We start from the raw sequence: 26,722 nt of genomic DNA, 5'->3' as shown, positions 1-26,722 counted from the left end.
TCTCCCAACATTATATATGCAAATGCATCTAATATCGCTTGCTGCGGATTTCAAGGTAGATGTAATTGCATTGATGTCGCATAAAACAGTAGAGCCGAGCGAAGCCTCCACCCGCGCCTGGACGAGCATCATCCGCGCCCGCGAGCGTCTGCTCGGGGCGATCGAAGCCGATCTGAAAGCGGCCGGCATGCCGCCGCTTGCCTGGTACGACGTGCTGTGGGAATTGGCGCGCGCGCAAGATGGCAGGCTGCGTCCCTATGAGATCGAAGAGCAGACATTGCTTGCGCAATATAATCTTTCCCGCCTGATCGACCGGCTGGAAAGAGAGGGGCTCGTCCGGCGCGAAGTCTTCGCCAGGGATGGGCGAGGCCGCTGGGTTGTCATCACCGAGCATGGCCGGCAGCTGCGCGAGCGCATGTGGGGCGTCTATGGCAAATCGATCGAGACACATATCGGCTGCAGGCTTGCCGAAAGCGAAGCGAAGATGCTCGCGTGCCTGCTCGACCGTTTTCTCTGATATCAGGCGATCAATGGCGCAGCGATGGCCTTCAGCGTCTTCAACGCATCCTTCGGATCGAGCCGCACCTGCAGCCCGCGCTGTCCGCCATTGATATAGACGAGCGGCTCGGCAAGGGCCGATGCCTCGATCGCCGTCGGCACGCTCTTCTTCTGGCCGAAGGGGCTGATGCCGCCGACATGGTAGCCCGTCAGCCGCTCGGCATCTGCGGGTTTCATCATATTAGCCGACTTGCCGCCAAAGGCGCTCGCAAGCTTCTTCATGCTGACTTCGCGATCCGACGGCACAACGACGCAGACCGGCCTGCCGTCGACTTCGGCCATCAGCGTCTTCAGCACCCGATGCGGGGCCTCGCCAAGCGCTTCCGCCGCCTGCAGCCCGACACGCTCGGCGCCGGGGTCGTATTCATAGGCATGAACGGAGAAGGTGACGCCTGACTGCGAAAGAAGCTGTGTGGCGCGGGTGGTTTTGGACATTGCTCAGCCCTTGAACATATCCGCATAAACTTCTGGCCTGAAGCCGATCAGCAGCCTGCCCTTCGTCTCCAGCACCGGCCGCTTGATCATCGACGGCTGGTCGAGCATCAGCGCGATCGCCTTCTCCCGGGTCAGGTTCTCGCGCTCGGCATCGGGCAGTTTGCGGAAGGTCGTGCCGGCACGGTTGAGCACGGTGTCGAGGCCGGCCTGATCGATCCAGCTCTCGAGATGGGCGCGGTCGATGCCCAGCGCCTTGTAATCGTGAAATTCATGGGCGACGCCGTGGTCTTCCAGCCAGTTGCGGGCCTTCTTCATCGTGTCGCAATTCTTGATGCCATAGATGGTGACGGCCATGCCCGATCGATCTCCCTGTGATGGCAGCGAGATAGCATGGGCGAAGGCCGGCGCAAACGCCGTGCAGCCTTTTATCCCCTAGCGCATCGGTACTGGCGCGGCTCAATTCTCCAGCGTGCCGGCCTTGCGCAAGGCGCTACTGGGGCCGTCGCAGGCGATCTTCATCAGGTCGCCGCGTCGCCGTACCAGCCGGTCGGACGTTCGGGTCAGGACCAGGCCGTCCTGCGGGGCATGCAAGTCGATGCTACCGCCCGGCTGCCCCGGCCGGCTGACGATCGTCGCCAGAAGTTCCCCTTCGGCGATTCTTTGGCCGATGTTGCGATGGAAGAGCACGGCGCCGCCTTCGGGAGCACGAAGAATCTCGACATTGTCGAGCGGCACGGCGGGGCCGGAAAACGCGGCCGGCAGCACCTTCTCCTCGCCGACGATTCCTCGTGCGGCCAGGAAACGCCAGAGCCCATCCGCATCCTGCTTCGCCAGCATCGGATCGACATCGCGCTTGCCACGCAACTCGACAGTGACGGAAAGCCTGCCCGGCAGCCGGGATCGGCGCTCGCCGGGAACCTCATATTTCCATGCAAAACCGACGGCTTCCTCGAAGGCCGAGCTTTCGCCATCCGAAAGCAGCACGGCCTCCATCTCGAGCGCGGTGGCGAGATCGGCTGCCTCCGGCCAGAAGGCCTCGTCGATATAGGCATATTGCAGGGACTCGTCGTCGCAATGCAGGTCGAGGACAAGATCGGCGCCGAGTGCCATATGCAGCAACTGCCGCTTCAGCCTATCGGTAGCCGGGTAATCATCGAGATCGTCCAGCAGCGTGGCGCGATCGGCGACGGAGATCAGCGGAAAATCCCGGTTGAAATTGGTGCGCGAGCCAAGGTCGAAGCGGCCCTGCAGGTCGCCGAAATGCGATTGCGCCGCACCGATCGGATTGGCCTGCGGCACAATGGTGATGTCGCTGGCAATTCCGCCTTCGCTTTCCGCTTGCCGCAGCCTCTCACAGAGGAAATGCAAGGCCACGGTTCCCGGCAACTCGCCGGCATGCAGTGCCGCCTGTATATAGACCTTCGGCGCCTTCGGATCGCGGCCCTGGAAGCGCAGTACCGGCAGCCGCCATTCCGTTCCCGGCGTATCGCCCGGGATGGTGATCTCTGAAACGTCCATGATTTGGTCCCGCTTGCAATCGGATAGATTATCCGAGTTTTATGGACATAAATCCGGCCAGCACAAGGCCGTGATCGGAACAAAAAAAGAACTTGCGCGCAAGAAACGGGTTGAATCAGCGGCCACTCGGTACGATTTTGGTTTCAATCGAAAACGCGGAGGCTATGTCATGGACGAGTCGACAAGGCACCACTATCTCATTTTCGAAACCGCAGGCGGTTTCTGCGGCATCGCCTGGAGCGACGTCGGCATCACCCGTTTCCAGCTGCCGACGAAAACTGCGGAAGCGACCGAACGGCTGCTGTTGCGCCGCCTGCCGGATGCCGAACCCAGTACCCCGACCCCTGATGTGCTGGAGACGGTCGCCGCCGTGAAGCGTTATTTCCAGGGTGAGGAAATCGATTTTTCCGGCGTCGAACTCGATCTTGCCGGCCAGGATGACTTCTTCCGAAATATTTACGCGGCGGCACGACGTGTCGGCTGGGGCCGAACGACCACTTACGGCGCGCTGGCAAAGGAGCTCGGCGCCGGGCCGGAAGCGGCCCGCGATGTCGGCCAGGCGATGGCAAAAAATCCCGTCGCGCTGATCATTCCCTGCCACCGGGTGCTGGCCGCCGGTGGCAAGATCGGCGGCTTCTCCGCGCCCGGCGGCTCGTCATCGAAGACCCGGATGCTGGAACTCGAAGGTGTCCAACTCGGCCCACCGCCGCCAGCCCAGCAATCGCTGGGTTTTTAGGCGGCGAGCCGAACGTCAGCGGCTCAATGAGGGCTGGCTGTCGGGCGGATGATGATCTCGCTGACATCGACGTCATCGGGCTGGCTGATGGCATAGAGGATCGAATTGGCGATGGCCTCCGGGCTGATCGTGACCGCCCTGAACGCCTTCATGGCGTCGCGCGCGGTCGGATCGGTGATCGTCTCGGCCAGTTCCGAGGTCGTGGTGCCAGGAGAAATGACGGTGACGCGGATGCGATCGGTTTCCTGCCGCAGCCCGTCCGAGATCGCCCGGACCGCGTATTTGGTTGCGCAATAGACGGCCGCCGTCGGTGAGACACTGTGGCCGCCGATCGAAGACAGGTTGATGATCTGCCCCGATCCCTGCGCCTTCATGATCGGAAGGGCCGCCGCGATGCCGTAGAGAACGCCCTTGATATTGACGTCGACCATCCGGTCCCACTCCTCGACTTTGAGGGCCTCGAGCGGCGAGAGCGGCATGACGCCGGCATTGTTGACGATGACATCGAGCCGGCCGAATTCGGATCTGGCAAAGCTTGTAAAGGCCTCCACCTCGGAGCGGTTGGTGACGTCGAGCTTGCGCGGGCGCACCACGCCACCCTTCGCGGCGATTTCATCGGCGAGTTTTTCGAGGCGCTCGGTGCGGCGCGCGCCGATGACGATATGGGCGCCTGCGGCAGCAAGGACCTTTGCCGTGGCCTCTCCGATGCCGCTGCTGGCCCCGGTAATGGCAACTACCTTTGCTTTGATATCGGACATTTTAAACTCCATTTGCAGGTTTGAGGATTTCTGGGCGTCCGCTCAGCTCGGGAAGTCGGCGCTGAGCGTCGTTTCCGCCCAGGCATCGAAATTTGCCCGCAGCGCATCGAGCCGGTCGCGGGCGATTTTCAATGCGGGGGCGCCGAGCAGCAGGCGCAGCGGCGGCTCCTCCGCCTCGAACGCCGATATAATTGCCGTTGCGGCGCGCGCCGGGTCACCCGGCTGCTTGCCGGAGGCCGAACGGGTGGTCTGGCGCCGCTTGCCCGATGTGTCGGCATAGTCGTCGATAACAGTCTTGGATTCGACCATCGACCGGCCGGCCCAATCTGTGCGGAAAGCACCGGGTTCGAGGATCGTCACCTCAATGCCGAGCGGCTTGACCTCATGGGACAGCGATTCCGACAGGGCTTCGACCGCGAACTTGGTGGCGTGGTAATAGCCGGTCGCGGCGAAGGCGACGAGCCCGCCAAGCGAAGAGAGGTTGAAGATATGCCCCCGCCGGCGTGAGCGCATGCCGGGCAGAACCCGTTTGGTGACATCGATCAAGCCGAAGACATTGGTCTCGAACTGGGCGCGTATATCGGCATCCTCGCCCTCTTCGATCGACGAGAGGTAGCCATAGCCGGCATTGTTGACCAGCACGTCGATCGCGCCGAAATGGGTTTCAGCGTCATGCACCGCGCTGGCGACGGAGCGGCTGTCCGTCACATCGAGGGCAAGCGCCAGCGCGCGGTCGCCGTGTTCTGCCGTGAGATCGCTCAAGGCCTCGGGTCTGCGCGCCGTAATGGCGGCGCGCCAGCCGCGGGCGAGAACCGCTTCGGCAAGGGCCCGGCCGAGGCCGGACGATGCGCCTGTTATCAGCCAGATGGGGGTCGTGGAAGACATGATCGTCATCCTTTCCGGCCGCGCGACGCGGCCTCATCCTGTGTGAGTTTGCCTTTGAGACGGCATCACTTGCGGCGAAACACCATGCCGCCGTGATGGAGGGTGTTGCCGTCGACGAAATCGCCGTCGGCGGTGAAGCCGGTGTCGTCCCAATATTCGATGTGGTTTCCGGTGACTTCGTAACGGCCTCGATAGGCGCTTTCCCGACTGCCGCGGGCTTCGTCGTAACGGCCATTGGGCAGAAGTTCGTGGCGGATCCGGCCGTCATCCGTTACCCACATGCCGATATAAGGATGTTGCTGCATTGTGTTCTCACCTGGCTGTTGACGCATGCGGTTTCGGTCGTTCGAGCCATCTGCTGATGAGGCCGGGATCGCCGCGCCGACCAAGGTGGCCGCGGCGAGAAAATGCAGAACGCCGTTGCTTGAGAAGTTACGCATCGCTTTTCCTTTCGCTTGACCGCGACAGCAAGATAGCGTTTCTAAACGGGGCGATTAAGTTGCCAATCAGCGACGCCTTGGTTAGAATTGCTAACCAATGGTCGATGATCTCGAAGGTATCTCTGTCTTTCTTGCGGTGGCGGAGGCGCGCAATTTCCGCCTTGCCGGCGAGCGGCTCGGTGTCACCCGCTCAGCCGTCAGCCAGGCGCTGCAGCGCCTGGAGGATCGAGTGGGTGTCGCCCTGGTCCAGCGCACAACGCGCAGCGTCAGGCTGACCGAAGCCGGTGAAGTGTTCTTCGAGGCGGTTCGTCCATCGCTACGGCAGGTGAGGGATGCGGTGCAGACGGTGCGGGAGATGCAGGCGCGCCCGAGTGGCTTGCTGAGGATCACCGTTTCCTCGATCGCCGAGAGCTTCCTGTCCGGCACTTTGCTGGCCGGCTTCATGCAGGCCTGCCCTGAAATCAAACTCGATATCACCATCGGCGATGACGAATTCGATATCGTCGAGGCCGGCTTCGATGCGGGCGTCCGACTCGGCGAGCTGATCGAACAGGATATGATCGCGATCTCGGTCTCCGGCCAGCAGCGGCAATGCGCGGCCGCGTCGCCCGGCTACCTCGAGCGCCGTGGCCAACCCCGCCATCCCCGCGACCTTCAGAACCATGCCTGCATCGGCTGGCGGCCGCGCCCCGATACCGCGCCCTATCGCTGGGAATTCACCGAAAACGATCGCGACTTCGACGTCGCGGTTGATCCCGTCGTCACGACCAACGACATGGGAATGATGATCCGCATGGCCTGCGCCGGCGCTGGTATCACCTTCGGGATGGTGGAAACCTTTGAGCCCTATATCGAACGCGGTGAACTCCTGCCGCTGCTGGAAGACTTCTGCCCACCCTTCCCGGGCTTCCATCTCTATTATCCCCGGCGTCAGCGGCAGCCGCTGAAGCTGCGGGCCCTGGTCGATTATATCAGGAGGTCCGGCAGGCTGTAGAGATCGTCCATCTCCGATGCGCAGATTCATAGTGTTAGAGCGCCGCGCGTCCGGAAGAACGCACGGCGCCGTCATTTTTCAGCTGACCTCTTCGCGAGGCGCCGCCCGGTCGAGATTGCCCCTAGCACGGGCATTTGCTATTTCCGGCGCTCATGGCCGCCTGGGTCCATGATCATCCATCCGTTGCGGGAGAACCTATGCTGGACAATGTTTTTCCCGTTCCGACCAGGGCCCTGATCCGCCAGGGTGTGCGCGCCTGTTTTTATCGTCTCGTCAATACCAGCCCCTTGTTGTTCCGGGTGCAATCGGGAACGAAGATCATCATGGCGGATGAGAGGCCTTTGCGCCTCGAGGCCGGCGCGTATGGCCTGCTGCCCGACTATCAGCCATTGACGATGGAGAACATTCCGAAAGCCCCGCGAAACTATCAGACCGTAGCACTCCCTGTTCCCAGACAGTTGTTCGAGGATGCCTATGTCAGCATGGGGTCGATTGCCGTTCCCTCGCGGCCGCTCCCGGCAAGCGCCTCGAGCCTGCCGCAGGAAGCAGCGGAATTGTTTGACTATTGCTGCCAGCCCGGCAATTTGGCGAGGCTTCCCGGCGCCATTGCCAAGGCTCGTTTGGTGGAACTCGTCACCTGGTTTGCGCTCTGCGGTGCGGTGCTGGGTGAGAGCCAGAGTCCTCGGCTTGAGGATCGGCTGAGGCAGTTGATCGAAGGTAATCCGGCCTTTGCTTGGACATTGGCGCACGCGGCGCGTTCCTTCAACATGAGCGAAGCGACGCTGAGGCGCAGGCTCGCCGCGGAAAATACCGGCTTCAGCGAGATCCTGAGCGACACAAGGATGAACAGGGCCTTGGGGCTCATTCATACGACGACGCTTCCGATGGCGCAGGTCGCATTGGAGGTTGGTTACGATTCGCCGTCTCAATTTTCGGCGCGGTTCAAGGAGCGGTTCGGCGTCAATCCACGCCATGTGCGCAACGGCCCCGAGCCTTTTGAGCGGATCGGGGCAGAAGTTGAGCATAGCGGGGCAGATGCGCTCCTTCGATGACGATAGTTTTCCGGCGTCATCAACCGCAGGAAAACCAAATGCGTTTTATCACAACAGCACTTCTCGCCGCGTCCGTCGTCGGCGCCACGGCCGCACAGGCCGAAATGAAACTCACCTCTAAAGATCTGACGTCAGGCAAGGCCATGGCCGACGCGCAGGTCTTCAACGGCTTCGGCTGCTCGGGCAAGAACATCTCGCCGGAACTGGTCTGGTCCGGCGCTCCTGAGGGCACCAAGAGCTTTGCTGTCATGGCTTACGATCCCGATGCCCCGACCGGCTCCGGCTGGTGGCACTGGTCGGTGTTCAATATTCCCGCAGATGCTTCGAAGATCGCCACCGGCGCAAGCGGCGACAAGAAGCTGCCGGCTGGCGCCGTGCAAGGTCACACCGACTTTGGTGCGTCGGGATATGGCGGCGCATGCCCGCCGGCCGGCGATGCGCCGCACCACTACCAGTTCACCGTCTATGCACTTAAGGTCGACAGCCTGCCGCTTCCCGATACCGCGCCGGCCGCCATGGTCGGTTTCTATGTCCGGGCAAATATGCTCGACAAGGCATCCGTCGAGGTCACCTACGGCCGCTGAAGCCGGCTCTGGATCCGCAACACCGCCGTCGCTGTTGCGAACGGCTGCGTCGTGGTGTCGGACAACGAGAAGGACTTTGCCGGTCTCCAGATCGTCAACCCGATCGGCGGAGCCGGCTGACGCGGCTGCTGATGTTCGGATGTCGGAACAGGCAGAGCGGCCGGGAAGTGGCGCCGCGCTGCTCGGAGGGCCTTCACAGGTCCTCCGGATCAGGTCGGGATCGGCAGTCTCAGCCCCACTTCATTTCGCCTTTGGCGACCTTCGAGCCGATATCGAGGGCGACGCCCATGCCGAGGCCGGGGAAGCGGGCTTCCATGGCGGCCTTCAGCGCGGCGGCGTCCGGGGCCTTGGCCAGCTCTTCCTCGAAGGCGAGGAGGTAGGCCTTGGTGTGGGCGACGCCGGAAAGGTCGGTCGCCGCTTCGGGCACGAGGTGTCCCGGCACGACGACGGCCGGCTTGCGGGCCGCAATCTTGTCGAGCGTGGCGATCCAGGCGGTGCGCTGCTCTTTGCTCTGCGTGTCGGCTGTCCAGACATGGACGCCGGAGAAGATCATCACACCGCCGAACACGGCCGGCAGCGACGGCACCCAGAGATAGCGGCGGTTGGCGAGGCCGGCTTCGGCTGCGACGATCTCCACCGTCTCACCGTCGACGATCAGGCCCGGGCCGTCGAAGGCTTCCGGAAGGACGATATCGGCGAGCGTCTGCGGGCCGTTTTCCTTGAGTTGCGGTCCCCAGACCGCCAACTTCTTCTCGACATTGCCCTTGATGGCATCAAGCGTATCGGATGCGGCAAGCACCTTGGTGCCTGGGAAGGCTTCGAGAACGGGCTTCAGGCTGAAATAATAATCCGGGTCCGACTGGCTGACATAGATTGCGGTGAGCTTTTTGCCGGTCGCCTTGATGGCGTCCGCGAGCGCCCGCCCGTCGGGATAGCTGAAGCCGCCGTCGATCAGCAAGGCCTCCGACGGACCGCTGACGAGGACCGGCGCGCGGAAGAAACCGTTTGGACCGGCCGGGAAGTGCTTCCAGGACAGCTTGGATCCGGCGGCGTGGCCGAGATCGGCGGGCGCAAAAACGGCGCCGGCGCCAATGGCAAGAGTGGTCTTCATGATCTGTCTCCTCGAAAACATGTGGGACTCCAGGGAATGTGATGTGAGGGATGGTATCCTCGACGCAGCGGCAACCGTCAGGCTGCCCGCATCTCGGCAAGCAGAAGGTCGAAATGGCCGAAAAGGGCATTGCCGCGCAGCAGGCGCCGCCCGGCGCCATCGTCGAGCACGAGGGCCGGCACGCCGTCGACGCCGAAGCGCCGCATATCGGCACGGGCAGTGTCGATCCGCCGATGATAGGCCGCGAGAAGCTCCTCGTCGGGTGAACGGACACGCTGGGCTTGGTCTGTGAGGGCGGCTTCGGCAAGCAAGTCGGCGACGATGGCGCGATCAGCGATATCGCGGCCCTCTTCGTAACGGGCGCGCTGCAGCCGCTTCAGGATCTCGATTTCGCGGCCCGGTGCCTCGATGCCGGTCGCGACGATTCCGAGGGTGGCCGGCGCCGAATCGAACAGGGAGCCGGTCGCGCCGAGAACCTGGCTGCGATAGACCTCCGTGAACGGCTGTCCGGTCAGCCGGGCGATGCGCTGGTCGTTTTGCCAGGCATAGGCCGCAAAGCCCGCATCCATCGATCGTGCCCCCGCCCCGGCGAAAAGCCCGGTGGGGGCAAGCTCTACCGTCACGTCCTCGAGCGCCGCCAGGCGCTCGATGGCAGGGCCGGCACCGTAGCACCAACCGCAAAGGGCGTCGAAAAGATAGGTGATCCGCATGTGCGCCTCCGAACTGTCTGGAGGAAGAATAGCCCCATGCCTGATATGGATTAACAGCACTCAGTCTGACATACTGTAAGCTAGAAGCTAACAATGAGACGGTCAGCGCGACCATGGAAGCGATCAATCTCAACCGGCTCGCCTATTTCGCGGCGGTCGTCGGCACCGGGTCCTTCACCAGGGCGGCGGACCGCCTGGGGATCACCAAGACGGTGGTCAGCCAGCAGGTCGCCCGGCTGGAAGCCGAACTCGAAACCAGCCTGCTGATCAGGACGACACGCCGGGTGGAGCCGACGGAGGCGGGCCGCATGCTCTACGCACGCTGCGTCATGATCCTTCGCGAAGCGGAGGATGCCGTCGACGAACTTTCCGAGGCCCGGGCCGAGCCGATGGGCGTGCTGCGCATTGCCGCGCCCAATGACTATGGCGCCTCGATGATCGCGCCGTTGGCGGTGGGTTTTGCCCGGCGCTTTCCCGCCTGCACTGTCGACCTCGTTCTCTCCGACGCGAGGGCCGATCTCGTCGCCGATCATATCGACGTATCGATCCGGGTCGGGTGGCTCGACGATTCCACTCTCCAGGCCAGGCGGATCGGCACGTTCCGCCAGCTTCTCGTCGCCTCGGCAAACCAGTTGGGGACGATCGCCGCCCGGGAACCGGAAGATCTCGCAGCCTTGCCCTTCATCGCCAACGGCGCGCTGCGTGAGCCGCTGCTCTGGCATTTCGCCAGGGGAGATTTCGACCGCCGCGCCGTCCGCATGCGTCAGGCGCTCAGCATCAACACCACGACGGCGGTGCTGGCGGCCACGCTTGCCGGCGGCGGCCTGTCGGTGCTGCCGGATTTCCAAGTCGCTGACCATCTCGGCAGCGGCCGGCTCGTCGAGGTCCTGCCCGAATGGTCTCTGCCATCCGGTGGCATTCACGCCGTCTATCCCGCCGCCCGCTTCCGCCCACCAAAGGTGACGGCCTTCGTTGCGATGCTGGTCGATGAGATTCGGCGTTCGGAAAGGAACCGGTAAGACCGGCAACCGAAGCTTCGCGGCCAAAAGCGCAAGATCGGTCGAGCGCCGCCTTGCCTGAGCGATCTAGTTTGAGCTGCCACGGAGACTAAAGGAATGACCGCAGCGCTTCGGAACTATCATGAGCGGATGCAGCGGGTGCTGGATCATATCGACCGGCACCTCGATGACGATCTCGAACTTGATGGTCTGAGCGGTATCGCGGCTTTCTCGAAGTTTCATTTCCACCGGCAGTTCACGGCGACCTTCGGTCTATCCGTGCATCGCTATGTCAGGCTTGCCCGTTTGAAGCGGGCTTCATACCGGCTGGCCTACAGGGACAACGACCGCGTCACCGATATAGCGATGGATTCCGGCTACACCGCACCGGATGCTTTCGCCCGGGCCTTTCGGCAGAGGTTCGGGCAATCGCCTTCGTCGTTCCGGAAATCTCCCGACTGGGAGCCGTGGCTTGCGGCCTTCGGGCCTCTCGACAACGCCAGGAGCAAGCTGATGCAGAAGATTCTTACCCCCAACGACGTGACGATCCGCAACGTGCCGCCGACGCCGGTGGCGATCATGCAGCATCGGGGCGACCCGGCTATGCTCGGCGCCACCATCCAGCGGTTCATCGCCTGGCGCAAGGCCGCCGGCCTGCACCCCAGGACAAATCCAACCTTCAACGTCTGGCGTTCCGAGCGGCGTCCGGCGTCGCCTGCCGATTATAGCGTCGATCTTTGTGTCGGGACCGACCGGCCGATCGAGGCGAAGGGCGAAGAGATCAAAGCCGGCGAGATCCGCGGCGGGCGCTGCGCGGTGCTGCGCGTCATCGGCAATACCGACAATCTGGAACCCGCTGCGCTCTATCTCTATCGCGACTGGCTTCCGGAAAGCGGCGAGGAAGCACGCGATTTCCCGATCTACTGCCAGCGGCTGAGCTTCTTCCCGGAAGTGGCGGAGCATGAGGCGGTGGCGGAGCTGTTTCTGCCGCTGAAGTAGCGCTCTCTGACGGCGGCTTGTCCATTCTGATCGCCTAAGCGGACAGGCCGTTGTCTACTCCAGACCGGCCGGGGGCTTGGGTCGTGAAACCATCTCCTCCCAAGGAAGAAGAAAAGCGGCTCTAGCTTTCCAGCGCTTCGATCATCTCCACCCGCGTCGCATGCCGGCCGCCCTCGAACTGGGCGCTCAGAAACGCATGGACGATATCGAGCGCCAGCCCTTGGCCCACCACGCGCACGCCAATCGACAGCATATTGGCGTCGTTGTGCTGGCGGATCATGCGGGCTGAGAAGGTGTCGCTGCAGACCCCGCAGCGGATGCCCTTGACCTTGTTCGCTGCCATCATGATGCCCTGGCCGGTGCCGCACAGGATGATGCCGAACCGGCAATCGCCGGAGGCGACGAGCCGCGCTGCCGCTTCGCCGTGCTTGGGATAGGGTGTGCTCTCCGGCGTCGTCGGCCCGATGTCGACGACGATCCAGCCACGCGCCGCGATATGAGCGGAAATGGCCTGCGGAGCTCAATGGCGGCGTGGTCGCTGGAGAGGACGATGCGGTCGCTGGCAGTCATGAAGAAGTCGTCCCGTTTCCCGAAGCAATTTTCCGGCTTGGAGGAGGCGGATCAAACTTATCCCTCACTCCCACTCGATCGTGCCGGGCGGCTTGCTCGTCACATCATAAACGACGCGGTTGATGCCGCGCACCTCGTTGATGATGCGGGTGGCGGCGCGGCCGAGGAATTCCATGTCGTAGTGATAGAAGTCCGCCGTCATGCCGTCAACGGATGTGACGGCGCGCAGCGCGCAGACGAATTCATAGGTGCGTCCGTCGCCCATGACGCCGACGGTCTGGACGGGCAGCAGCACGGCGAAGGCCTGCCAGATGGCGTCGTAGAGGCCGGCCTTGCGGATTTCGTCGAGATAGATCGCATCCGCCTCGCGCAGGATCTCCAGCTTTTCGCGGCTGATGCCGCCGGGGCAGCGGATCGCGAGGCCGGGACCGGGGAAGGGATGGCGGCCGATGAAGCTGTCGGGCAGCCCGAGCTCGCGGCCGAGCGCGCGCACCTCGTCCTTGAAGAGTTCGCGCAGCGGCTCGACGAGCTGCATCTTCATGCGCTCCGGCAGGCCGCCGACATTGTGGTGCGACTTGATGGTCACCGACGGGCCGCCGGTGAAGGAAACGCTTTCGATCACGTCGGGATAAAGCGTGCCCTGGCCGAGGAAATCGGCGCCGCCGAGTTTCTTGGCCTCTTCCTCGAAGGTCTCGATGAACAGCCGGCCGATGATCTTACGTTTGGTTTCCGGGTCGCTGACGCCTTCGAGCTCACCGATGAAACGGTCGGAGGCGTCGACATGCAGCAGATGCAGATTGTAGTGCTCGCGGAACATGGCGACGACGTTGGCCGCCTCGTCCTTGCGCATCAGCCCGTGGTCGACGAGGATGCAGGTCAGCTGGTCGCCGACCGCCTCGTGGATCAAGAGGGCTGCGACCGAACTGTCGACGCCGCCCGAAAGCGCGCAGATGACGCGCTTGTCGCCCACCTGCTTGCGGATCTCATCGACCGCCTTCTGGCGGTAGGCCGACATTGACCAGTCGCCCTTGAGGCCGGCGACGTTGTGAATGAAGTTGCCGATCAGCTTGGCTCCGTCAGGCGTATGCACGACTTCCGGGTGAAACTGCACGCCGTAATATTTGCGCTTCTCGTCGGCGATGAAGGCGTAGGGCGCGTTGGAGGAGGTGGCGACCACCTCGAAACCTTCGGGCAGCGCCGTGACGCGGTCGCCATGGCTCATCCAGACCTGGTGGCGCGAGCCGGAGGACCAGAGGCCCTCGAACAGCTGGCAGTCCTTGTTAACCTCCAGGAAGGCGCGGCCAAATTCGCGGTGATGGCCGCTTTCGACCTTGCCGCCGAGCTGCATGCACATCGTCTGCTGGCCGTAGCAGATGCCGAAGACCGGCAGGCCGCTGTCGAAGATGATATCAGGCGCCCGCGGCGATCCCTCGTCCACCGTCGAAGCCGGGCTGCCGGACAGGATCACGGCTTTCGGCTGCAGGCGCTTGAAGCCCTCTTCGGCCGATTGGAAGGGAACGATTTCGCAATAGACACCGGCCTCGCGCACGCGCCGTGCGATGAGCTGGGTCACCTGGCTGCCGAAATCGACGATGAGAACGGAGTCGGGATGTGCTGTCTGGGTCATGGCGAGGCTTTAATGAAAAGCGCTTCGCCTGGCAATCCGGGAAATCGGCGGCGTCGGTTTTTATTGTTCCGATTGTCCCCGCTTTTGCGGGGTTCAGAACCAGAATACGCCGTCCTCCAGCGCTGTGAACAGGCTGTCAACGCCGTAGGAGAGCTTGCGATCGACGATGTGCAGATATTCGGTCCAGCCGGAAATATGCTGCAGCTCGACCGCGCCGTCGGAAATGCCGCGCAGGCCGATCAGCGGCAGCTTGTAGCCTTGGCATGCGCGCAGCACCGCAAAGGTTTCCATATCGACCATGTCGGCGTCGATGCCGCTATAGGCCGCGCCCGAGATGACGTTGCCGCCTGTCGAAAGGCTGGCTTCCGGAATGCCAGGAATGCGCAGCGGCAGCTCGAGGGTCGCCGGCAGGTCGAGGAAAGGTGTCCTGCCCTTTTCGAAGCCGAGCGGCGAGGCGTCCATATCGCGATAGGAAACCGAGGTCACCTGATAGATCTCGGTCTGCTCGAGTTTCGCCGAGCCGGCCGAGCCGAGGGAAACGACGAGATCGGGCAGATCGTCGGCCGCATCCAGCCGCGCCAGCGTCTTCGTCAGTGCCACCGCTGCCTCGACCGGGCCGACGCCGGTCATCAGGGGCTCGATACGCGAGCGCAGGAAGGGACCATATTCGGCCTCGGCCGCCATGACAAACAGCATGGACTTTCCCGCGACCGATTTCAGTTCGAACTTCATCCCGTAATTCCTTCTCTGCCGCGGATCACCATCATCGTTCCGGTCATGGAGGCAATGAGTTTCGCCGGCCCGTCGCTGATCGCGTAGCCTCGTCCGTCGGCGACGATGATGGTGGAGCCGGGCTTGGTGATTTCGCCGCGAAACAGGAAACGCTCGCCACGCCCCGGCGACATGAGATTGACCTTGAACTCGATCGTCAGGATCGAGGCTTCGGGGTCGATGACGCTGTAGGCGGCAAAGCCGCAGGCCGAATCGAGCGCGGCGGAAATGATGCCCGCATGCAGGATGCCGTGCTGTTGCGTCAGTTTGACGTCGAAGGGAAGCTCGATTTCGACGACCCCGTGCTCGACGCGCGTCAGTTCCGCGCCGATCGTCTCCATCGCCGCCTGCCGCGCAAAGTTGCGGCGGATTCGCGCGCGGAAATCGCCCCTGTCAGTCTCGCTCATGTCTGCCCCTCTTGCAGCGGCGAAAGTGGCATGACGGGCCGCATTCGACAAGCTGCACATTGCCGAAATCGGTCTGGACGGCGATGGAAACATCAAGCCGTGTCGCCAGCGCAACCTTTCGCCGTTTTTGTCATTGCGCATGCCGCCGGCCTTGTGCGAAGGCGATTGCAGCTTCGCGCTCAGCGGATATTCTCTGCGTCAGGTCTCGAAACGACGGAGCGCCGACGCATGACGACGATATCGCAATCGGTGCGAAATTTCGAGAGCTGGCTGGCTGGCGAACTCGGGGCCGATCTCGTCAAAGACGATCTACGCGAGAAGCACGAGAAGATGTGCAGTGACGATTTCGTCTTCCTGCGCGCCACCTATTGGCGCTGGTGCGAAATCATCTTCGATATCTGCCCGGAGCTTGCAACGGCACCCGAGGTCCTGGCGATCGGCGATACGCATCTGGAGAATTTCGGCACTTGGCGCGATGCCGAGGGCAGGCTCGTCTGGGGCGTCAATGATTTCGACGATGCAGCTGTTATGCCCTATGCGCTGGATCTCGTTCGTCTTGCGGCAAGTGCCATCCTGGCGCGGGGCGGCGACGGGCCCTCGGTTCGGATGATCGGCGAGCTGATCCTCGGCGGCTATCGCCGGGGCCTTGAAAATCCGCTGCCCGTCATCCTCGAACGTGATCACAAATGGCTGCGCAAGGCGCTGATGCTGCCGAATTCCGAACGTCGGGAATTCTGGGAGAAATACGAGACGTTGACGCCGGGCAAAAACGAGGCGCCCGCCACCTATACAAAGGCGCTCGCCGATGCACTGCCGCCCAGCTCCGGCCCCTTCGTGGTCAAGCCACGCAGCGGCGGAACCGGCAGCCTCGGCCGGCCGCGTTTCGTCGCCTATGCCGAATGGCAGGGCGGGCCGGTGCTGCGCGAGGCGAAGGCGCTGCTGCCGTCGGCCTGGTCGCTTCGCCACAGGCCGCAGGATGAGGTGATCCACGCGGGCGAGATTGCCGCCGGGCGGATACGCTCGGCCGATCCTCATTATCGTGTCTCCGGCCGTATTCTCGTGCGCAGGCTTTCGCCGAACAGCCGCAAGATCGAGATCGACCAGCATCCGGAGGTCCTGCTTTCGCCGACGATGATCGAGCTGATGGGCTTCGAGATCGCCAATTGCCATTCCGACGATGCGGCGGTCGCAGCAGCGATCCTGCGGGACTTGCAGGCCAAGGGACCGGAATGGCTGCATGAGGCGGCACGGACCGCCGCATTGACCATCAGTGCCGAGCAGAAGGACTACGCGCGCGCCCGCTAGAGCATCGCGGATGCGGCAAACCAACGACTTAAAGCGTGGCAAGCGAATCTGAAAGACCGCGACACGCTTTAAGAGATCCGCACGATGTGCTGATCCCAGGCGACGTCGCTGCGGGTCGACAGGAAATCGCCATCATAGGAGGAGACGGCAAAGCCGCTTTTTGCCGGCGCGATGCCGGCCGCGTCCTGAATGGCCGTCTCGGCCAGCACCTTGCCCGTCCTAGCGTCGATGGTCACCGAGGCGCCGCCCTTCGGCGAGGTCACGCCGACGAGACCCTCGCTGCGATTGACGGCGATCGCGCCGACATAATTGGCAAGCCTGCGCGTCGTCTGCTCCGGCAGGTCGATGAAGGAAAGGTCTTCGCCCTTGGCGAAATGGCCGATAAGCGGCGGCAGATCCTTGCGGTGGCCCTCGTACTGGCAGGCGAACCAGATACGGCCCTTGTCGTCGAGATCGACGTGGCGGGTGGAAAGTTCCGCCCATTGCGCCGGCAGTAGATGTTTTTCGATCAGGGCCCCGGTCGTTGCGTCGATCAGCACCAGCGACGGCTGCATCTCCCCGAGATTGAGCTTGGTGCGGCCGAAATCCGGATGCGTCTCGATGCCGCCATTGGCGACGATCAGAAGGCGTCCGTCATCGGAAACCGTCATGTCGTGCGGACCGATGCCGTAAGTCTCGAATTCGCCGATGCGGCTGAATCGGTTAGTGGCGTCGTAGAGGCCGATCATGCCGCGATTGCCGTCGAAGTCGTTCTCACTGGCATAGAGCAGCCGGCCATCGGGCGAGAAGGCGCCATGGCCGTAGAAATGCCGGCCCTCGATAGAATTGATGACGATCGGCTCGCGCTTATTGCGGGCATCGAAAATCATCGCATAGGTGCCGGGCCGGCGGGCGAAGGCGACGGTCATGCCGGTGGCGGCGCTGAAGGCCATGCCGTGGGCGCGCGCGGGAAGCGCCACCTGATCGACGACCTCGCCGCGCTCCGTCACGGTCGCGACGGCAAAGGAGCCGTCGGCAGCCCGAATGCCCGATGCATAGACCGCATCGGTCCGCTCCAGCGCCATCAGCGACTTTGGCGTCAAGGCCGCAAGGAAGCCGATCCCGGCCGCCTTGACAAAACTGCGTCGGTCGATTGCGGCACTTCGCATCATCGCTTCAATCTCCATCCGAAAAGGAAAAGCCGGCCGAAAGGCCGATGGCCGCGCCATATTCGTCGCTGATCCTGGTGATCAGGTCGCGGCTCTCGGCAAGCAGCGTATCGAGCTTGGCCTTCTCCGCATCGCTTACGGCAACGTCGATATCGGGATTGAGCTTCGGCACGCTGTCGAGCAGCGATTTGAAGTCCTCGTCGATCGAGGCGGCGACGGCCTGTTTGTCCGGCGGCAGAAGCTCGGCCATGCCGGCCTTCTGCCAGAGCGTGCGCAAGCCGTCGATATTGGCGGCCATCGATTTCCAGGTATTCTTGGAGCGCCAGTAGATCGCCATGCGCGGGCGCGGCGCCGTGTCCTTGCCCTTGTAGAATTGCTCCAGCCGCTGGTCGCGGACATTTTCGGCGCCGTGGACGAGAATGCCGAGCAGCGCGGTCACGGCTTCCTTGTTGTCCATAAAATCATTGCTTTGCGGGCCGGGATGTTTCCAGCTCGCCTGCACCCCGTCGGGCTTTTCCCAGGCGGCGACGACTTCGCCGGCCTCGCGCTGGATATTGCCGGCGACGGCGGCGCCGTAAAGGCAGCGGAAGCCGCCCTTCTGCCCGACGAGATTTTCGGAGCCATTGCCGTAAAGCACGTATTCCAACGCCGTCAGGCCCTGCAGCGCCACGCTCTTGCCGGCGATCGCATCGACCGCCGCATCCTTCGGATCGGCCTTGGCGATCAGCGCCTGCACCTGCTTCAAGCCGACGCCCTTGCGGTCGGGATAGAACAGGATGTGCTCGAAGAGATTGTCCTGGATGACCGGTCCGGTCTGGACGATCTCGATGATCGACCAGTAGCGGATCGTATCGTCGAAGGCCGATTTCGCCTTTTCGAGCGTCTGCTGGGTGCCGCCGTCGCAGAGATCCTTCATCGCCGTCGTCAGCCGGGCGGCCGATTGCTGCATGTTGCGATAGCCCGGGCGGATCACCTCGTCGACCGCGCGCTGCATGACGGCGGGAACGGCATCCTCGTTCAGCCCTGCCGGAGGAGCGGCGGTCTGGGCGGCCGCTGATGTGGCGAGGCCGATCAGAGTGAGGCAGAGCAGGGGGTGCCAAAGGCGCATCAAAGTGACTCCAGGAATGTAATCAGGGCCGCCCTGTCGTCTTTCGACAGGGAGGAGAAAGCGTTGCGGGCCTTTTCAGCTTCGCCGCCGTGCCAGAGAATCGCCTCGGTGAGATTCCGCGCACGGCCGTCATGCAGGAAAAAGCTGTGTCCGCTGACAGTCCGGGTCAGTCCTATACCCCATAGCGGTGGCGTGCGCCATTCACGTCCGCTTGCAAGGCCGACCTGCTGTCCGTCGGCAAGTCCGTCGCCCATATCGTGCAGAAGAAAGTCGGAATAGGGCCAGATCAGCTGGAAGGATTGGGCCTTGTCGGGCGTATCCCGACGGGTGACGAATTTCGGCAGATGGCAGGAAATGCAGCCGGTTTCGTAGAAAATCCGCTTGCCCTTCAGCGTCTCGGGGAAACTCGCCTTACGACGCGCCGGCACGGCAAGATTTTCGGAGTAAAAGGTCACGAGGTCGAGAATGGGACCCGGCGCTTCTTCCGCGCCCAGCCGTTTCTGGACGCCGGTCGGCATATCGAGGCATTTCTTTTCCGCCTCGGTGCAATCGCCATGTGCATCCGGGTGGTCGGGGGTCGAGATGCCGATATCATTGGCGAAGGCGTCGGCATTCTGGTCGCGCACCGTGGCGTTTTGCGCCTTCCAGCCGAAGCGGCCGAGCGCGATCTTGCCGCTGCGGTGGTCGCTCACGATCGCCGCCTTGGCCGAAATGCCGTCGCCATCGGCATCGTCAGGGTCGGCATGGGCAAGTATATCGGCGTCGGGGATCGCCTCGATCAGTCCGAGGCCGATCATCGCAGGAGCAACACGCGCCGAGATCGTCGTGGCCGGATCGAGCGGCCCATAGGTAAGTTTGGTCGCCGCATAATGCGGGCGGCGCAGCGACACGGCCTCGCCGTCGCCAAGTGTCACCGTCTCCTCGTCATAGCGGATCGTCATACGGCCTTCGGCGGCAAGGCCGGGAACGGCAAGATCCTGCAGCTGATGGCCATAGACTGGATCGGGGAAATTGAGGATATCGGCGCTTGCGATCGCCCTTTCTTCCGCGGCTGTTTTGGCCGCGCGGGAAAGCCGCAGGAACATCGAGACGGCGCTTGGGCCGCCCTCCGGCGGTTTGCCGCGACCGTCATTGACATGACAGCTCATGCAGGAGCGCGCGTTGAACAGCGGCCCGAGCCCATCGGAGGCCTGTGTCGAGGAGGGCGAGGAAACCCAGAGCTTGCGGAACAGTGCGTTGCCGAGCTTGAAATTCTGCTCTTCCTCGAAGGGAATATTGGCCGAAATATGCGAGAAGCTGTCTTCGGTGATCGGATCGATCGAGGTCGTGCCACCGGCCTGCATCGCTTCATATTGTTCGGCCTTGGAAAAATCCGTAGTCGGCCGGGTCACGTCGGCAACGCGTTTGAGATCGGCCTCGGAAAGGTCGGTGCGTTTCGCCGGCAGATCGAAACCGGCGGCGATCATTGCGGAAAAACCGGCAAGCGTGGCGCAGAACGCTGCGCTGGCGATCAATCGGCGGGCCGGGGCATGCGACATTTCAGGGTCCGGGCCGCTCCACTGAGAGCGGCCCGCCTTTTGCTTATTTGAAGACGGCGTTAGGATTATCCAAGCTGTCGGAACCTTCAAGCTGAACCGTGCCGAGATCGAGTGCGGCAATAACGCGCTGTACCGATTTCGTCTGGTCGATCAGCCCATCGATGGCAGCCTGGACCACGGCGTTGCCTTCTTTGTTGCCCTCGCCGATCATCTGGTCGTACTTCTCGACCGTCTCGCCGCGCTTAGCCATGGCGTTCATCGCATCGAGCGTCTTGTTGAGCTTGCCTTCCATCTCGGCATCGACCGCCTTGTCCTTGGCGGCGACGAGATCGTGCAGCGACGGACCGCTGAGCTTGGTGCCGTCGACGCGGGTATAGTTGCCGGTATAGGCGGCGGCGATGCCGATCGCGTCGTTGAGGTGCGAGTTGTAGGTATTGTCGGAGAAGCAATCATGCTCTTCTTCCGGATCGTGCAGCAGCAGGCCGAGCTTCATGCGCTCGCCGGCAAGCTCGCCGTAGGAAAGCGAACCCATGCCCGTCAGGATCGCGACGAGGCCGGCCCTCGGATCGGCTTCGACGTTCTTCGTCGCAGCCCCGTCAGCCTTCCAGTTGTCGGTCATTTCCTGCAGGTCGGACACCAAGAGGGTCGAGGCGGATTTCAGGTATTCGGCGCGGCGGTCGCAATTGCCGTGCGTGCAGTTCTTCAGGTCGTAGTCGGTGGCCGGACGGTCGCCGGCGCCGGGTCCCGTGCCGTTCAGATCCTGGCCCCAGAGCAGGAATTCGATGGCGTGGTATCCTGTCGCGACATTGGCTTCGATGCCGCCGGCCTCGGCGAGCGTGCCGGAGAGGAATTCCGGCGTCAGCTTGGAGGCATCGACATCCTTGCCGTCGATCTTGATCGTCTTGTTGGCGATGACATTGGCCACATAGAGAGAATTTTCGTCGCTCTCGGTGCCATAGGAGGTATCGACATAGTCGATCAGGCCTTCATCGAGCGGCCATGCGTTGACCTTGCCTTCCCAGTCGTCGACGATCGGATTGCCGAAACGATAGACTTCCGTCTGCTGATAGGGGACGCGCGCCTTGACCCATGCGTCCCGGGCGGCTTTCAGCGTCGCATCGGTCGGCGCCTTGAGAAAGGCGTCGATGGCAGCATCGAGCGCCTTGGCCGTCGTCAGCGAGTCCTCGTATTTCGCATGCGCCACGTCGGCATAGTGTTTCACCACGGCGCCAGCATCGGTCTCGGCCTGCGCGGGAAGGGCGAGCAGAGCGGCGGGGGCAATCGCCAGCACGGCTGCGCGGAATGTGTTGAGCTTCATGATCCTCTCCTGTGACGGATCTTCCGTCTAATCGGGCTCCGTCTCTTCGCGCAAAAGCAAACTGGTGTCAAACACTCTAGTTTGGAATGATTTTAAGATGAGCGCTTGCTGGAAGATCGTCATTTTGCCGGGCATTTGCTCGAAAAATCGGCTTATCCGCGGCCCTCTTCCCGCATCGGAGTGCGGCTCGGCGGCGCTCAGCCCTTGCGCTGCATACGGCAGAAGAAAAAGCCGTCCGTATCGGTCGAGGCTGGCGTCAGCGTCACCGTCAGGCCGTCGGAAGAATGCGGACGCGGCGTGTCCTTTCCGAAGAGGCCATCCCAGGCGGGCAGGGCGCTGACGATCTGGAAATCAGGATTGTCGGCCGTGAAGCGTCGCACTCGTTCCTCGTTCTCCTGGGGCAATACCGAGCAGGTGACGTAGATCAGTTCGCCGCCTGGCTTGACGAAGCTGCTCGCCTGGGCGAGCGCATCCTGCTGCTGGGTCGTGCGCTCGTCGAGGTTCTTCGCCGTCAGCCGCCATTTGGTATCGGGGCGGCGGCGCCATGTGCCGGTGCCGGTGCAGGGCGCGTCGACCAGCACCTTGTCGCAGCGCCCGGTAAGGCCGGAAAGCCCCTTGGCGTCGTCATGCACCTGGACATTGCGCGTGCCCGCCCGCTTCAGCCGCTCGATGATCGGCGCCAGCCGCTTGCGGTCGGCGTCATAGGCGTGAACCTGTCCCTTGTTCTGCATGGCCGCCGCCATGGCGAGCGTCTTGCCGCCGCCACCGGCGCAATAGTCGAGCACCTGTTCACCGTCTTTGGCGAGCACGAGGTCGGCGACGATCTGCGATCCCTCGTCCTGAATTTCGAACCAGCCTTTCTGGAACGAAAGCTCGGCTGTCACGTTGGGAAGACGCGAAGCGCCTTCGCCGGCGGCAATCCGGATGCCGTAGCGAGCGATCTTCGCAGCCTGCGCGCCTGTTCTTTCGAGCGCCTTGACGGCCTTGTCGCGGGAGGATTTCAGGATGTTGGCGCGCAGATCGAGCGTCGGGCGTCCGGCAAGCGCCTGTGCCTCGGCAAGCCAGCCGGCGCCGAAAGCCTGTTCGAAGGAGGATTGGACCCATTCGGGAATATCGCCACGGATATGCGGCGGGGCATCGTCGAGCGAACGGCTTTCGAAGGCCGCGACGGCATCGGCCGAAAGCGGTGGCGGCGCGAACTTGTCATCTGCCAGCGCCGCGGCAAGACTATCGGGCGTGAAACCCCATTGGCGGAACATGACGGCATGGGCAATCGCTATGGCACTGTCGTCATCCATCAGCCAGGCATGGGAAAGCCGCATGCGCAGGGCGTCATAGACGATGTTGCCGATGGCGGCGCGATCGCCGGAGCCGGCGAAACGATGCGCAAGGCCCCAGTCCTTCAGCGCGTCGGCGACGGGTCGCTTGCGGGCATCGATGTCCGCGAGCACAGAAATCGCCCCTTCGAGGCGGCCGCCCAGACGCATTCACAAGTCTCCTGTTGCCATGCTTGCGAAGGATCCCGTCAGCCGCGACAGTTACGGGACGGATTGTTCACAAGTCTCAACCGCGTGGTAACCGCGATTGGCGGCAAGAGCAAGCGCCGCTGACGGCGCAGCCGGTCGTAAGCTCCGGCCTAGCTGATCACCTGGTAGCAGACCTTCGCCGTGCCGGAGCTCACCATGCCGATATTCTGCGCCGCGGCGCGCGACAGGTCGAGCACCCGGCCGCGGATGAACGGGCCGCGATCGTTGATGCGAACGACGACGGTGCGGCCATTGTTACGGTTGGTGACCTTTACCTTGGTGCCGAAGGCGAGCGAACGATGTGCGGCAGTCAAGACGGCAGGGTTCATACGTTCCCCGGAAGCAGTTTTGGAGTGGAGTGCGTACCATGAAGCACCGCCACAGCCATTTCCAGCAAAACTCTCCGCCGGAAGCAAGGAAGAGCAGGCTGCAATAGTTGCGGCAGCGATAATAGAACGGCTTATTTTCTTCAAAACAGAGTATCCCTCAACTATTGAACTCAACGCCCTTGCAGGCGGCGGGGCTTAAATCCGCCGAAAAATGGCGAAAAAGTGCCGCATGCGATCACGGAATATTACAGTCTGTAATATTTGCGAGGTCATTGATAAAATATGAGAATTTGCCGCGTATGGCGGGATGTGGAAAAAACGCAATGAAATCAGCTAAAATTCAAATGATTTTTCCGAGGAAGCCTTAATCTTCGATGGCTTCACAAAAATCACGAAATATTTTTTCTGACTTCGCCATATTCTTCGCCGCATTTGCGCAAATTCAAAGGCTGTTAACCATGATATGCGGCGAGAATTGTTCTGCCAACTGCTGAAAGTAGGAATTTCCTACTCAATTTGGGTGATAACCCTGGTCTCCCCAAGCGGCCGAGGTTTAACCGCGCCAGCGACCGTCCTGCCACAATTGCGCAAGTGACATCACGTAGTCAGGGAAGGAGAATTCGAAGCCGGCCGCCTTGAGTTTCGCATTCGAAACCCGTTTGTTCTCGCCGTAGAAGGAGCGCGCCATCGGCGTCAGCTCGGCGGTTTCGAAGGCCTGTTCCGGCGGCGGTTCGACGCCCATCAGCCGTGCTGCCTCGACAATCACATCCTGCGGCGGCCCGGGCCTGTTGTCGGTGATGTTATAGAGGCCGCCGAGGCTGTGATCGGACAGAAAGCGGGTCGCCGCGCCGATATCCTCGACCCGGATGCGGTTGAACACCTGGTCTTTCTTGATCAGGCGCCGCGCCGTGCCCTTTTCCAGATTGCAGAAGGCATTGCGCCCCGGCCCATAGATCCCGGCAAGGCGGAGCACTGCCGCCGGCACGCCACGCTGCCTGCCCATTGCCAGCCAGCCCGCTTCCGCCTCCAGCCGCTCCTTCGAGCGCCCGGAGACGGGCACGCAAGGTGTTTCCTCGTCGATCCATGCGCCCTTGTGATCGCCATAGACGCCGACGGTTGAGAGATAACCGATCCATTCTAGGCGGGACGGCAGGCTTGCGCGATCTTCGTCCATCAGCCGCAGCAGCGGGTCGCCTTTTCCAGGCGCGATCGACTGAACGAGGTGGGTGACGCTCCCCAAAGCCCTCCGCAAGTCGTCGCCCAGGGTCTCGCCGTCGAAAAGGAAGGCTTCAACGCGGTTTTGCCGGAGCGCCTCCATTTTGTCGGCCGAGCGCGTGGTGCCGGAAACACGCACACCGTCGCCGGCGAAGGCTTCGGCGATCGCCATGCCGGAATAACCGCAGCCAAAAATCATCACATGCATCAAACCACTCCCGCCAGCCGCCATTCGTTCAGGACGTCGCCATCGCTCTCACCGGCCCTTTGTGCGGCAAAGAGAGAGAATTCGCCAGCCGCCATCAGTCGCGAAAGCGCCCAGACAGCCATTCCCCTCACCACCGGCGAGGTATCGCCGGCGAGCATGCGACATTGGGCGATGAGAGCCTTCTCGCCGGAATTGCCGGCAGCGATCAGCAGATTGCGGACGAAGCGATCGCGGCCGATCCGCTTCACCGGCGACCCGCTGAAGAAGGCGCGGAAGGCCGCATCGTCGAGCGTCAGCAGAAAGGCGATCGACGGTTCCTTCAGCTCTTCCCGCGCCTGCAATTTCATCTCGGAGGCGGAGCTTGCGAATTTGTTCCAGGGACAGGCGGCAAGACAGTCGTCGCAGCCATAGATGCGATTGCCGATCAGTGGCCGCAGCTCGGGGTCGATCGGCCCTTTGTGTTCGATGGTGAGATAGGAGATGCAGCGCCGTGCGTCGATCTGATAAGGCGCCGGGAAGGCAGCCGTCGGGCAGGCGTCGAGACAGGCGCGGCAGGAGCCACAATGATCGGTCTCCTCAGCGTCGACAGCGAGATCAGCAGTGGTGAACATCGTACCGAGAAACAGCCAGGAACCATGGGTGCGGCTGACGAGGTTGGTATGTTTGCCCTGCCAGCCCAAGCCGGCCGCCGCCGCCAGCGGTTTCTCCATCACTGGCGCGGTATCGACGAAGACTTTGACGTCGGCGCCGGCGCGCGCCGCAAAACGCGTGGCGATCTCCTTCAGCCGGCCCTTGATGACGTCATGATAATCGCGATTGCGGGCATAGACGGAGATCGCCGCTTTATCCGACTTGTCGAGGATGCCGCGTGGATCTTCCTCCGGGGCATAATTGAGGCCGAAGACGACGACGGATTTCACCTCGCTCCAGAGGGTGCGCGGATCACCACGCCGGTCGCGCGTCTCCGCCATCCATTCCATCGTCCCGTGGCGTCCGGCATCGATGAACTCGCCGAGACGCTGCTTCGCCTCCGGGATCGCATCCGGACGCGTGATGCGGCAGAGATCGAAGCCCTTGGCGGCAGATTCCGCCCGCACGAACTCGGTCAAATTGTCGCGGCGGCGGCGCTCTTTGTCATCTCTATCGGCTTCGGGCATGGAGAGCCCTCGTCAGAAATCCAGATCGGCATAATGCGAAACCGGTGTCAGGCCGCGCACCCGCTCGGTCAGCATCGGCCGGAAGGAGGGGCGCGATTTCAGCCGCTGATACCAGTCCTTGACCACGGGCGCATCCGCCCACTCGATCTCGCCGAGATAATCGAGGATCGAAATCGAGGCGGCGGCGGCAAGGTCGGCATAGCTCATCCGCTCGCCCGCCAGCCATTGGCGCGAGCCGGCAAGCCAGGTGAGATAGCGCATATGCTGGCGGATATTCGCGCGGGCCGTGCGCAAAATCTTCGAATCCGGCGCTCCGCCGCCCTGATCGGCGGTCATCTGCAACTTGTAGACACGCTCGCGGGCGAGCGGCTTGGTTACGTCGTTTTCCATCTTCTGCATGAACCATTCACTCAGCCGGCGAATTTCCGCCCGCTGGAAAGGGTCCTCGGCGAGCAGCCGCCGGTCGCGCTTCAACACGCCATGCGTCTCGTCCAGATATTCGGAAATCACGGTGGCGCCGCAGAGCGCCCGCATGCTGTCGTCGACATAGACCGGCAGCGTACCGGCCGGGTTGAGCGCCAGGAAATCCCGGCGCTTTTCCCATGTCTGCTCCTCGATCAGATCCGCCTGATAGCCGTATTCCGCCAGGATCAGCCGGACGAAGCGAGATGCGGATGACATGGGATGATGATAAAGCGTGGGCATCGATACTCGGGC

General features: G+C 62.7%; 28 protein-coding genes and 2 pseudogenes. 9 read left to right on the top strand and 21 right to left on the bottom strand.

Features of this window, described 5'->3' with window-relative positions; all coding sequences use genetic code 11:
* Positions 1-73: 73 nt before the first annotated feature.
* Complete coding sequence (locus ATY29_RS31125) at positions 74-517, top strand: MarR family winged helix-turn-helix transcriptional regulator (RefSeq protein ID WP_037092517.1); 444 nt, start codon at positions 74-76, stop codon at positions 515-517.
* A 2-nt stretch (positions 518-519) separates the two neighbouring features.
* On the opposite strand, the gene ybaK is transcribed toward ATY29_RS31125, so the two are convergent.
* From ybaK to ATY29_RS31110, 3 genes are all read right to left on the bottom strand, one after another.
* A complete protein-coding gene (gene ybaK / locus ATY29_RS31120; RefSeq protein WP_097533733.1) occupies positions 520-993 on the bottom strand; it encodes a Cys-tRNA(Pro) deacylase in 474 nt (157 codons plus the stop codon).
* Positions 994-996: 3 nt separating this feature from the next.
* On the bottom strand, positions 997-1,347 hold the full coding sequence (locus ATY29_RS31115; protein ID WP_097533732.1) for an ArsC family reductase: 351 nt from the start codon (positions 1,345-1,347) through the stop codon (positions 997-999).
* A 102-nt stretch (positions 1,348-1,449) separates the two neighbouring features.
* On the bottom strand, positions 1,450-2,511 hold the full coding sequence (locus ATY29_RS31110; protein WP_025417553.1) for a succinylglutamate desuccinylase/aspartoacylase family protein: 1,062 nt from the start codon (positions 2,509-2,511) through the stop codon (positions 1,450-1,452).
* 169 nt (positions 2,512-2,680) lie between these two features.
* On the opposite strand from ATY29_RS31110, the gene ATY29_RS31105 reads away from it, so the two are divergent.
* Positions 2,681-3,247, top strand: a complete 567-nt coding sequence (locus ATY29_RS31105; protein WP_025417554.1) for a methylated-DNA--[protein]-cysteine S-methyltransferase — start codon at positions 2,681-2,683, stop codon at positions 3,245-3,247.
* Positions 3,248-3,270: 23 nt separating this feature from the next.
* On the opposite strand, the gene ATY29_RS31100 is transcribed toward ATY29_RS31105, so the two are convergent.
* Genes ATY29_RS31100 through ATY29_RS31090 form a run of 3 tightly spaced genes read right to left on the bottom strand, consistent with a single transcriptional unit; the run spans position 3,271 to position 5,330 of the window.
* Positions 3,271-4,005: an SDR family oxidoreductase gene (locus ATY29_RS31100; protein ID WP_025417555.1), complete on the bottom strand. Its 735-nt coding sequence runs from the start codon at positions 4,003-4,005 to the stop codon at positions 3,271-3,273.
* Between the two features lie 42 nt (positions 4,006-4,047).
* On the bottom strand, positions 4,048-4,899 hold the full coding sequence (locus ATY29_RS31095) for an oxidoreductase (protein ID WP_172644317.1): 852 nt from the start codon (positions 4,897-4,899) through the stop codon (positions 4,048-4,050).
* Positions 4,900-4,955: 56 nt separating this feature from the next.
* A complete protein-coding gene (locus ATY29_RS31090; protein WP_003570941.1) occupies positions 4,956-5,330 on the bottom strand; it encodes an Atu4866 domain-containing protein in 375 nt (124 codons plus the stop codon).
* 97 nt (positions 5,331-5,427) lie between these two features.
* Between ATY29_RS31090 and ATY29_RS31085 the strand changes: the two genes are divergently transcribed.
* The 4 genes and pseudogenes from ATY29_RS31085 to ATY29_RS38060 form a co-directional block, all read left to right on the top strand.
* Positions 5,428-6,324, top strand: coding sequence for a LysR family transcriptional regulator (locus tag ATY29_RS31085; protein WP_003570940.1), 897 nt, complete (start codon positions 5,428-5,430; stop codon positions 6,322-6,324).
* Positions 6,325-6,521: 197 nt separating this feature from the next.
* Entirely contained in the window at positions 6,522-7,376 is an 855-nt protein-coding gene (locus tag ATY29_RS31080) for an AraC family transcriptional regulator (RefSeq protein ID WP_003570939.1), read from the top strand.
* 38 nt (positions 7,377-7,414) lie between these two features.
* Positions 7,415-7,960 carry a YbhB/YbcL family Raf kinase inhibitor-like protein gene (locus ATY29_RS31075; RefSeq protein WP_025417559.1) on the top strand — a complete coding sequence of 182 codons (546 nt, stop codon included), beginning with the start codon at positions 7,415-7,417 and terminating at the stop codon, positions 7,958-7,960.
* 24 nt (positions 7,961-7,984) lie between these two features.
* Positions 7,985-8,080: pseudogene (locus ATY29_RS38060) on the top strand (VapC toxin family PIN domain ribonuclease); the annotation flags it as partial.
* Between the two features lie 109 nt (positions 8,081-8,189).
* Here ATY29_RS38060 and ATY29_RS31065 read toward each other — a convergent pair.
* A complete protein-coding gene (locus tag ATY29_RS31065) occupies positions 8,190-9,092 on the bottom strand; it encodes an MBL fold metallo-hydrolase (protein WP_025417560.1) in 903 nt (300 codons plus the stop codon).
* Positions 9,093-9,148: 56 nt separating this feature from the next.
* Positions 9,149-9,781, bottom strand: coding sequence for a DsbA family protein (locus ATY29_RS31060; RefSeq protein WP_097533729.1), 633 nt, complete (start codon positions 9,779-9,781; stop codon positions 9,149-9,151).
* A 113-nt stretch (positions 9,782-9,894) separates the two neighbouring features.
* Between ATY29_RS31060 and ATY29_RS31055 the strand changes: the two genes are divergently transcribed.
* Both ATY29_RS31055 and ATY29_RS31050 read left to right on the top strand, forming a co-directional pair.
* Positions 9,895-10,800, top strand: a complete 906-nt coding sequence (locus tag ATY29_RS31055; RefSeq protein WP_025417562.1) for a LysR family transcriptional regulator — start codon at positions 9,895-9,897, stop codon at positions 10,798-10,800.
* A 96-nt stretch (positions 10,801-10,896) separates the two neighbouring features.
* On the top strand, positions 10,897-11,778 hold the full coding sequence (locus ATY29_RS31050; protein ID WP_003570934.1) for an AraC family transcriptional regulator: 882 nt from the start codon (positions 10,897-10,899) through the stop codon (positions 11,776-11,778).
* A 121-nt stretch (positions 11,779-11,899) separates the two neighbouring features.
* On the opposite strand, the pseudogene rpiB reads toward ATY29_RS31050, so the two are convergent.
* The 4 genes and pseudogenes from rpiB to ATY29_RS31030 all read right to left on the bottom strand — a co-directional run bounded on the left by rpiB (position 11,900) and on the right by ATY29_RS31030 (position 15,153).
* Positions 11,900-12,348 (bottom strand): annotated as a pseudogene (gene rpiB / locus ATY29_RS31045) (ribose 5-phosphate isomerase B).
* A gap of 64 nt (positions 12,349-12,412) precedes the next feature.
* Complete coding sequence (gene guaA / locus ATY29_RS31040) at positions 12,413-13,975, bottom strand: glutamine-hydrolyzing GMP synthase (protein ID WP_097533728.1); 1,563 nt, start codon at positions 13,973-13,975, stop codon at positions 12,413-12,415.
* 93 nt (positions 13,976-14,068) lie between these two features.
* On the bottom strand, positions 14,069-14,707 hold the full coding sequence (locus tag ATY29_RS31035; protein ID WP_025417564.1) for a 5'-methylthioadenosine/S-adenosylhomocysteine nucleosidase: 639 nt from the start codon (positions 14,705-14,707) through the stop codon (positions 14,069-14,071).
* The gene (locus ATY29_RS31030) at positions 14,704-15,153 is read right to left on the bottom strand and encodes a PaaI family thioesterase (RefSeq protein ID WP_003570928.1); all 450 of its coding nucleotides are present in this window, start codon (positions 15,151-15,153) and stop codon (positions 14,704-14,706) included. The genes ATY29_RS31035 and ATY29_RS31030 overlap by 4 nt, the downstream gene beginning before the upstream one ends.
* A gap of 228 nt (positions 15,154-15,381) precedes the next feature.
* Here ATY29_RS31030 and ATY29_RS31025 point away from each other — a divergent pair, with 228 nt between their 5' ends.
* Positions 15,382-16,458 carry a DUF2252 family protein gene (locus ATY29_RS31025; protein WP_097533826.1) on the top strand — a complete coding sequence of 359 codons (1,077 nt, stop codon included), beginning with the start codon at positions 15,382-15,384 and terminating at the stop codon, positions 16,456-16,458.
* Between the two features lie 68 nt (positions 16,459-16,526).
* Here ATY29_RS31025 and ATY29_RS31020 read toward each other — a convergent pair whose 3' ends face one another.
* From ATY29_RS31020 to ATY29_RS30980, 9 genes are all read right to left on the bottom strand, one after another.
* A complete protein-coding gene (locus tag ATY29_RS31020) occupies positions 16,527-17,609 on the bottom strand; it encodes a DUF1513 domain-containing protein (protein WP_097533727.1) in 1,083 nt (360 codons plus the stop codon).
* A gap of 4 nt (positions 17,610-17,613) precedes the next feature.
* A complete protein-coding gene (locus ATY29_RS31015; protein WP_025417567.1) occupies positions 17,614-18,714 on the bottom strand; it encodes an imelysin family protein in 1,101 nt (366 codons plus the stop codon).
* Positions 18,714-20,252, bottom strand: a complete 1,539-nt coding sequence (locus ATY29_RS31010) for a di-heme oxidoreductase family protein (protein ID WP_097533726.1) — start codon at positions 20,250-20,252, stop codon at positions 18,714-18,716. Before ATY29_RS31010 ends, ATY29_RS31015 begins: the two co-directional genes overlap by 1 nt.
* A gap of 43 nt (positions 20,253-20,295) precedes the next feature.
* On the bottom strand, positions 20,296-21,570 hold the full coding sequence (locus ATY29_RS31005) for an imelysin family protein (protein ID WP_097533725.1): 1,275 nt from the start codon (positions 21,568-21,570) through the stop codon (positions 20,296-20,298).
* A gap of 197 nt (positions 21,571-21,767) precedes the next feature.
* Complete coding sequence (locus ATY29_RS31000; RefSeq protein WP_097533724.1) at positions 21,768-23,057, bottom strand: RsmB/NOP family class I SAM-dependent RNA methyltransferase; 1,290 nt, start codon at positions 23,055-23,057, stop codon at positions 21,768-21,770.
* A 149-nt stretch (positions 23,058-23,206) separates the two neighbouring features.
* Entirely contained in the window at positions 23,207-23,569 is a 363-nt protein-coding gene (locus ATY29_RS30995; protein WP_085735759.1) for a septal ring lytic transglycosylase RlpA family protein, read from the bottom strand.
* A gap of 409 nt (positions 23,570-23,978) precedes the next feature.
* Positions 23,979-24,848 carry an SDR family oxidoreductase gene (locus ATY29_RS30990; RefSeq protein WP_097533723.1) on the bottom strand — a complete coding sequence of 290 codons (870 nt, stop codon included), beginning with the start codon at positions 24,846-24,848 and terminating at the stop codon, positions 23,979-23,981.
* Positions 24,848-26,005 (bottom strand): tRNA epoxyqueuosine(34) reductase QueG, encoded by a 1,158-nt coding sequence (gene queG / locus ATY29_RS30985; RefSeq protein ID WP_097533722.1) that lies wholly within the window; start codon positions 26,003-26,005, stop codon positions 24,848-24,850. Before queG ends, ATY29_RS30990 begins: the two co-directional genes overlap by 1 nt.
* A 12-nt stretch (positions 26,006-26,017) precedes the next feature.
* On the bottom strand, positions 26,018-26,710 hold the full coding sequence (locus tag ATY29_RS30980; RefSeq protein ID WP_003570914.1) for a glutathione S-transferase family protein: 693 nt from the start codon (positions 26,708-26,710) through the stop codon (positions 26,018-26,020).
* Positions 26,711-26,722 lie beyond the last annotated feature (12 nt).

The sequence above is a fragment of the Rhizobium hidalgonense genome (assembly GCF_002914525.1).
Taxonomy (GTDB): Bacteria; Pseudomonadota; Alphaproteobacteria; order Rhizobiales; family Rhizobiaceae; genus Rhizobium; species Rhizobium hidalgonense.
This window is presented reverse-complemented; position numbering and strand designations above follow the sequence as displayed.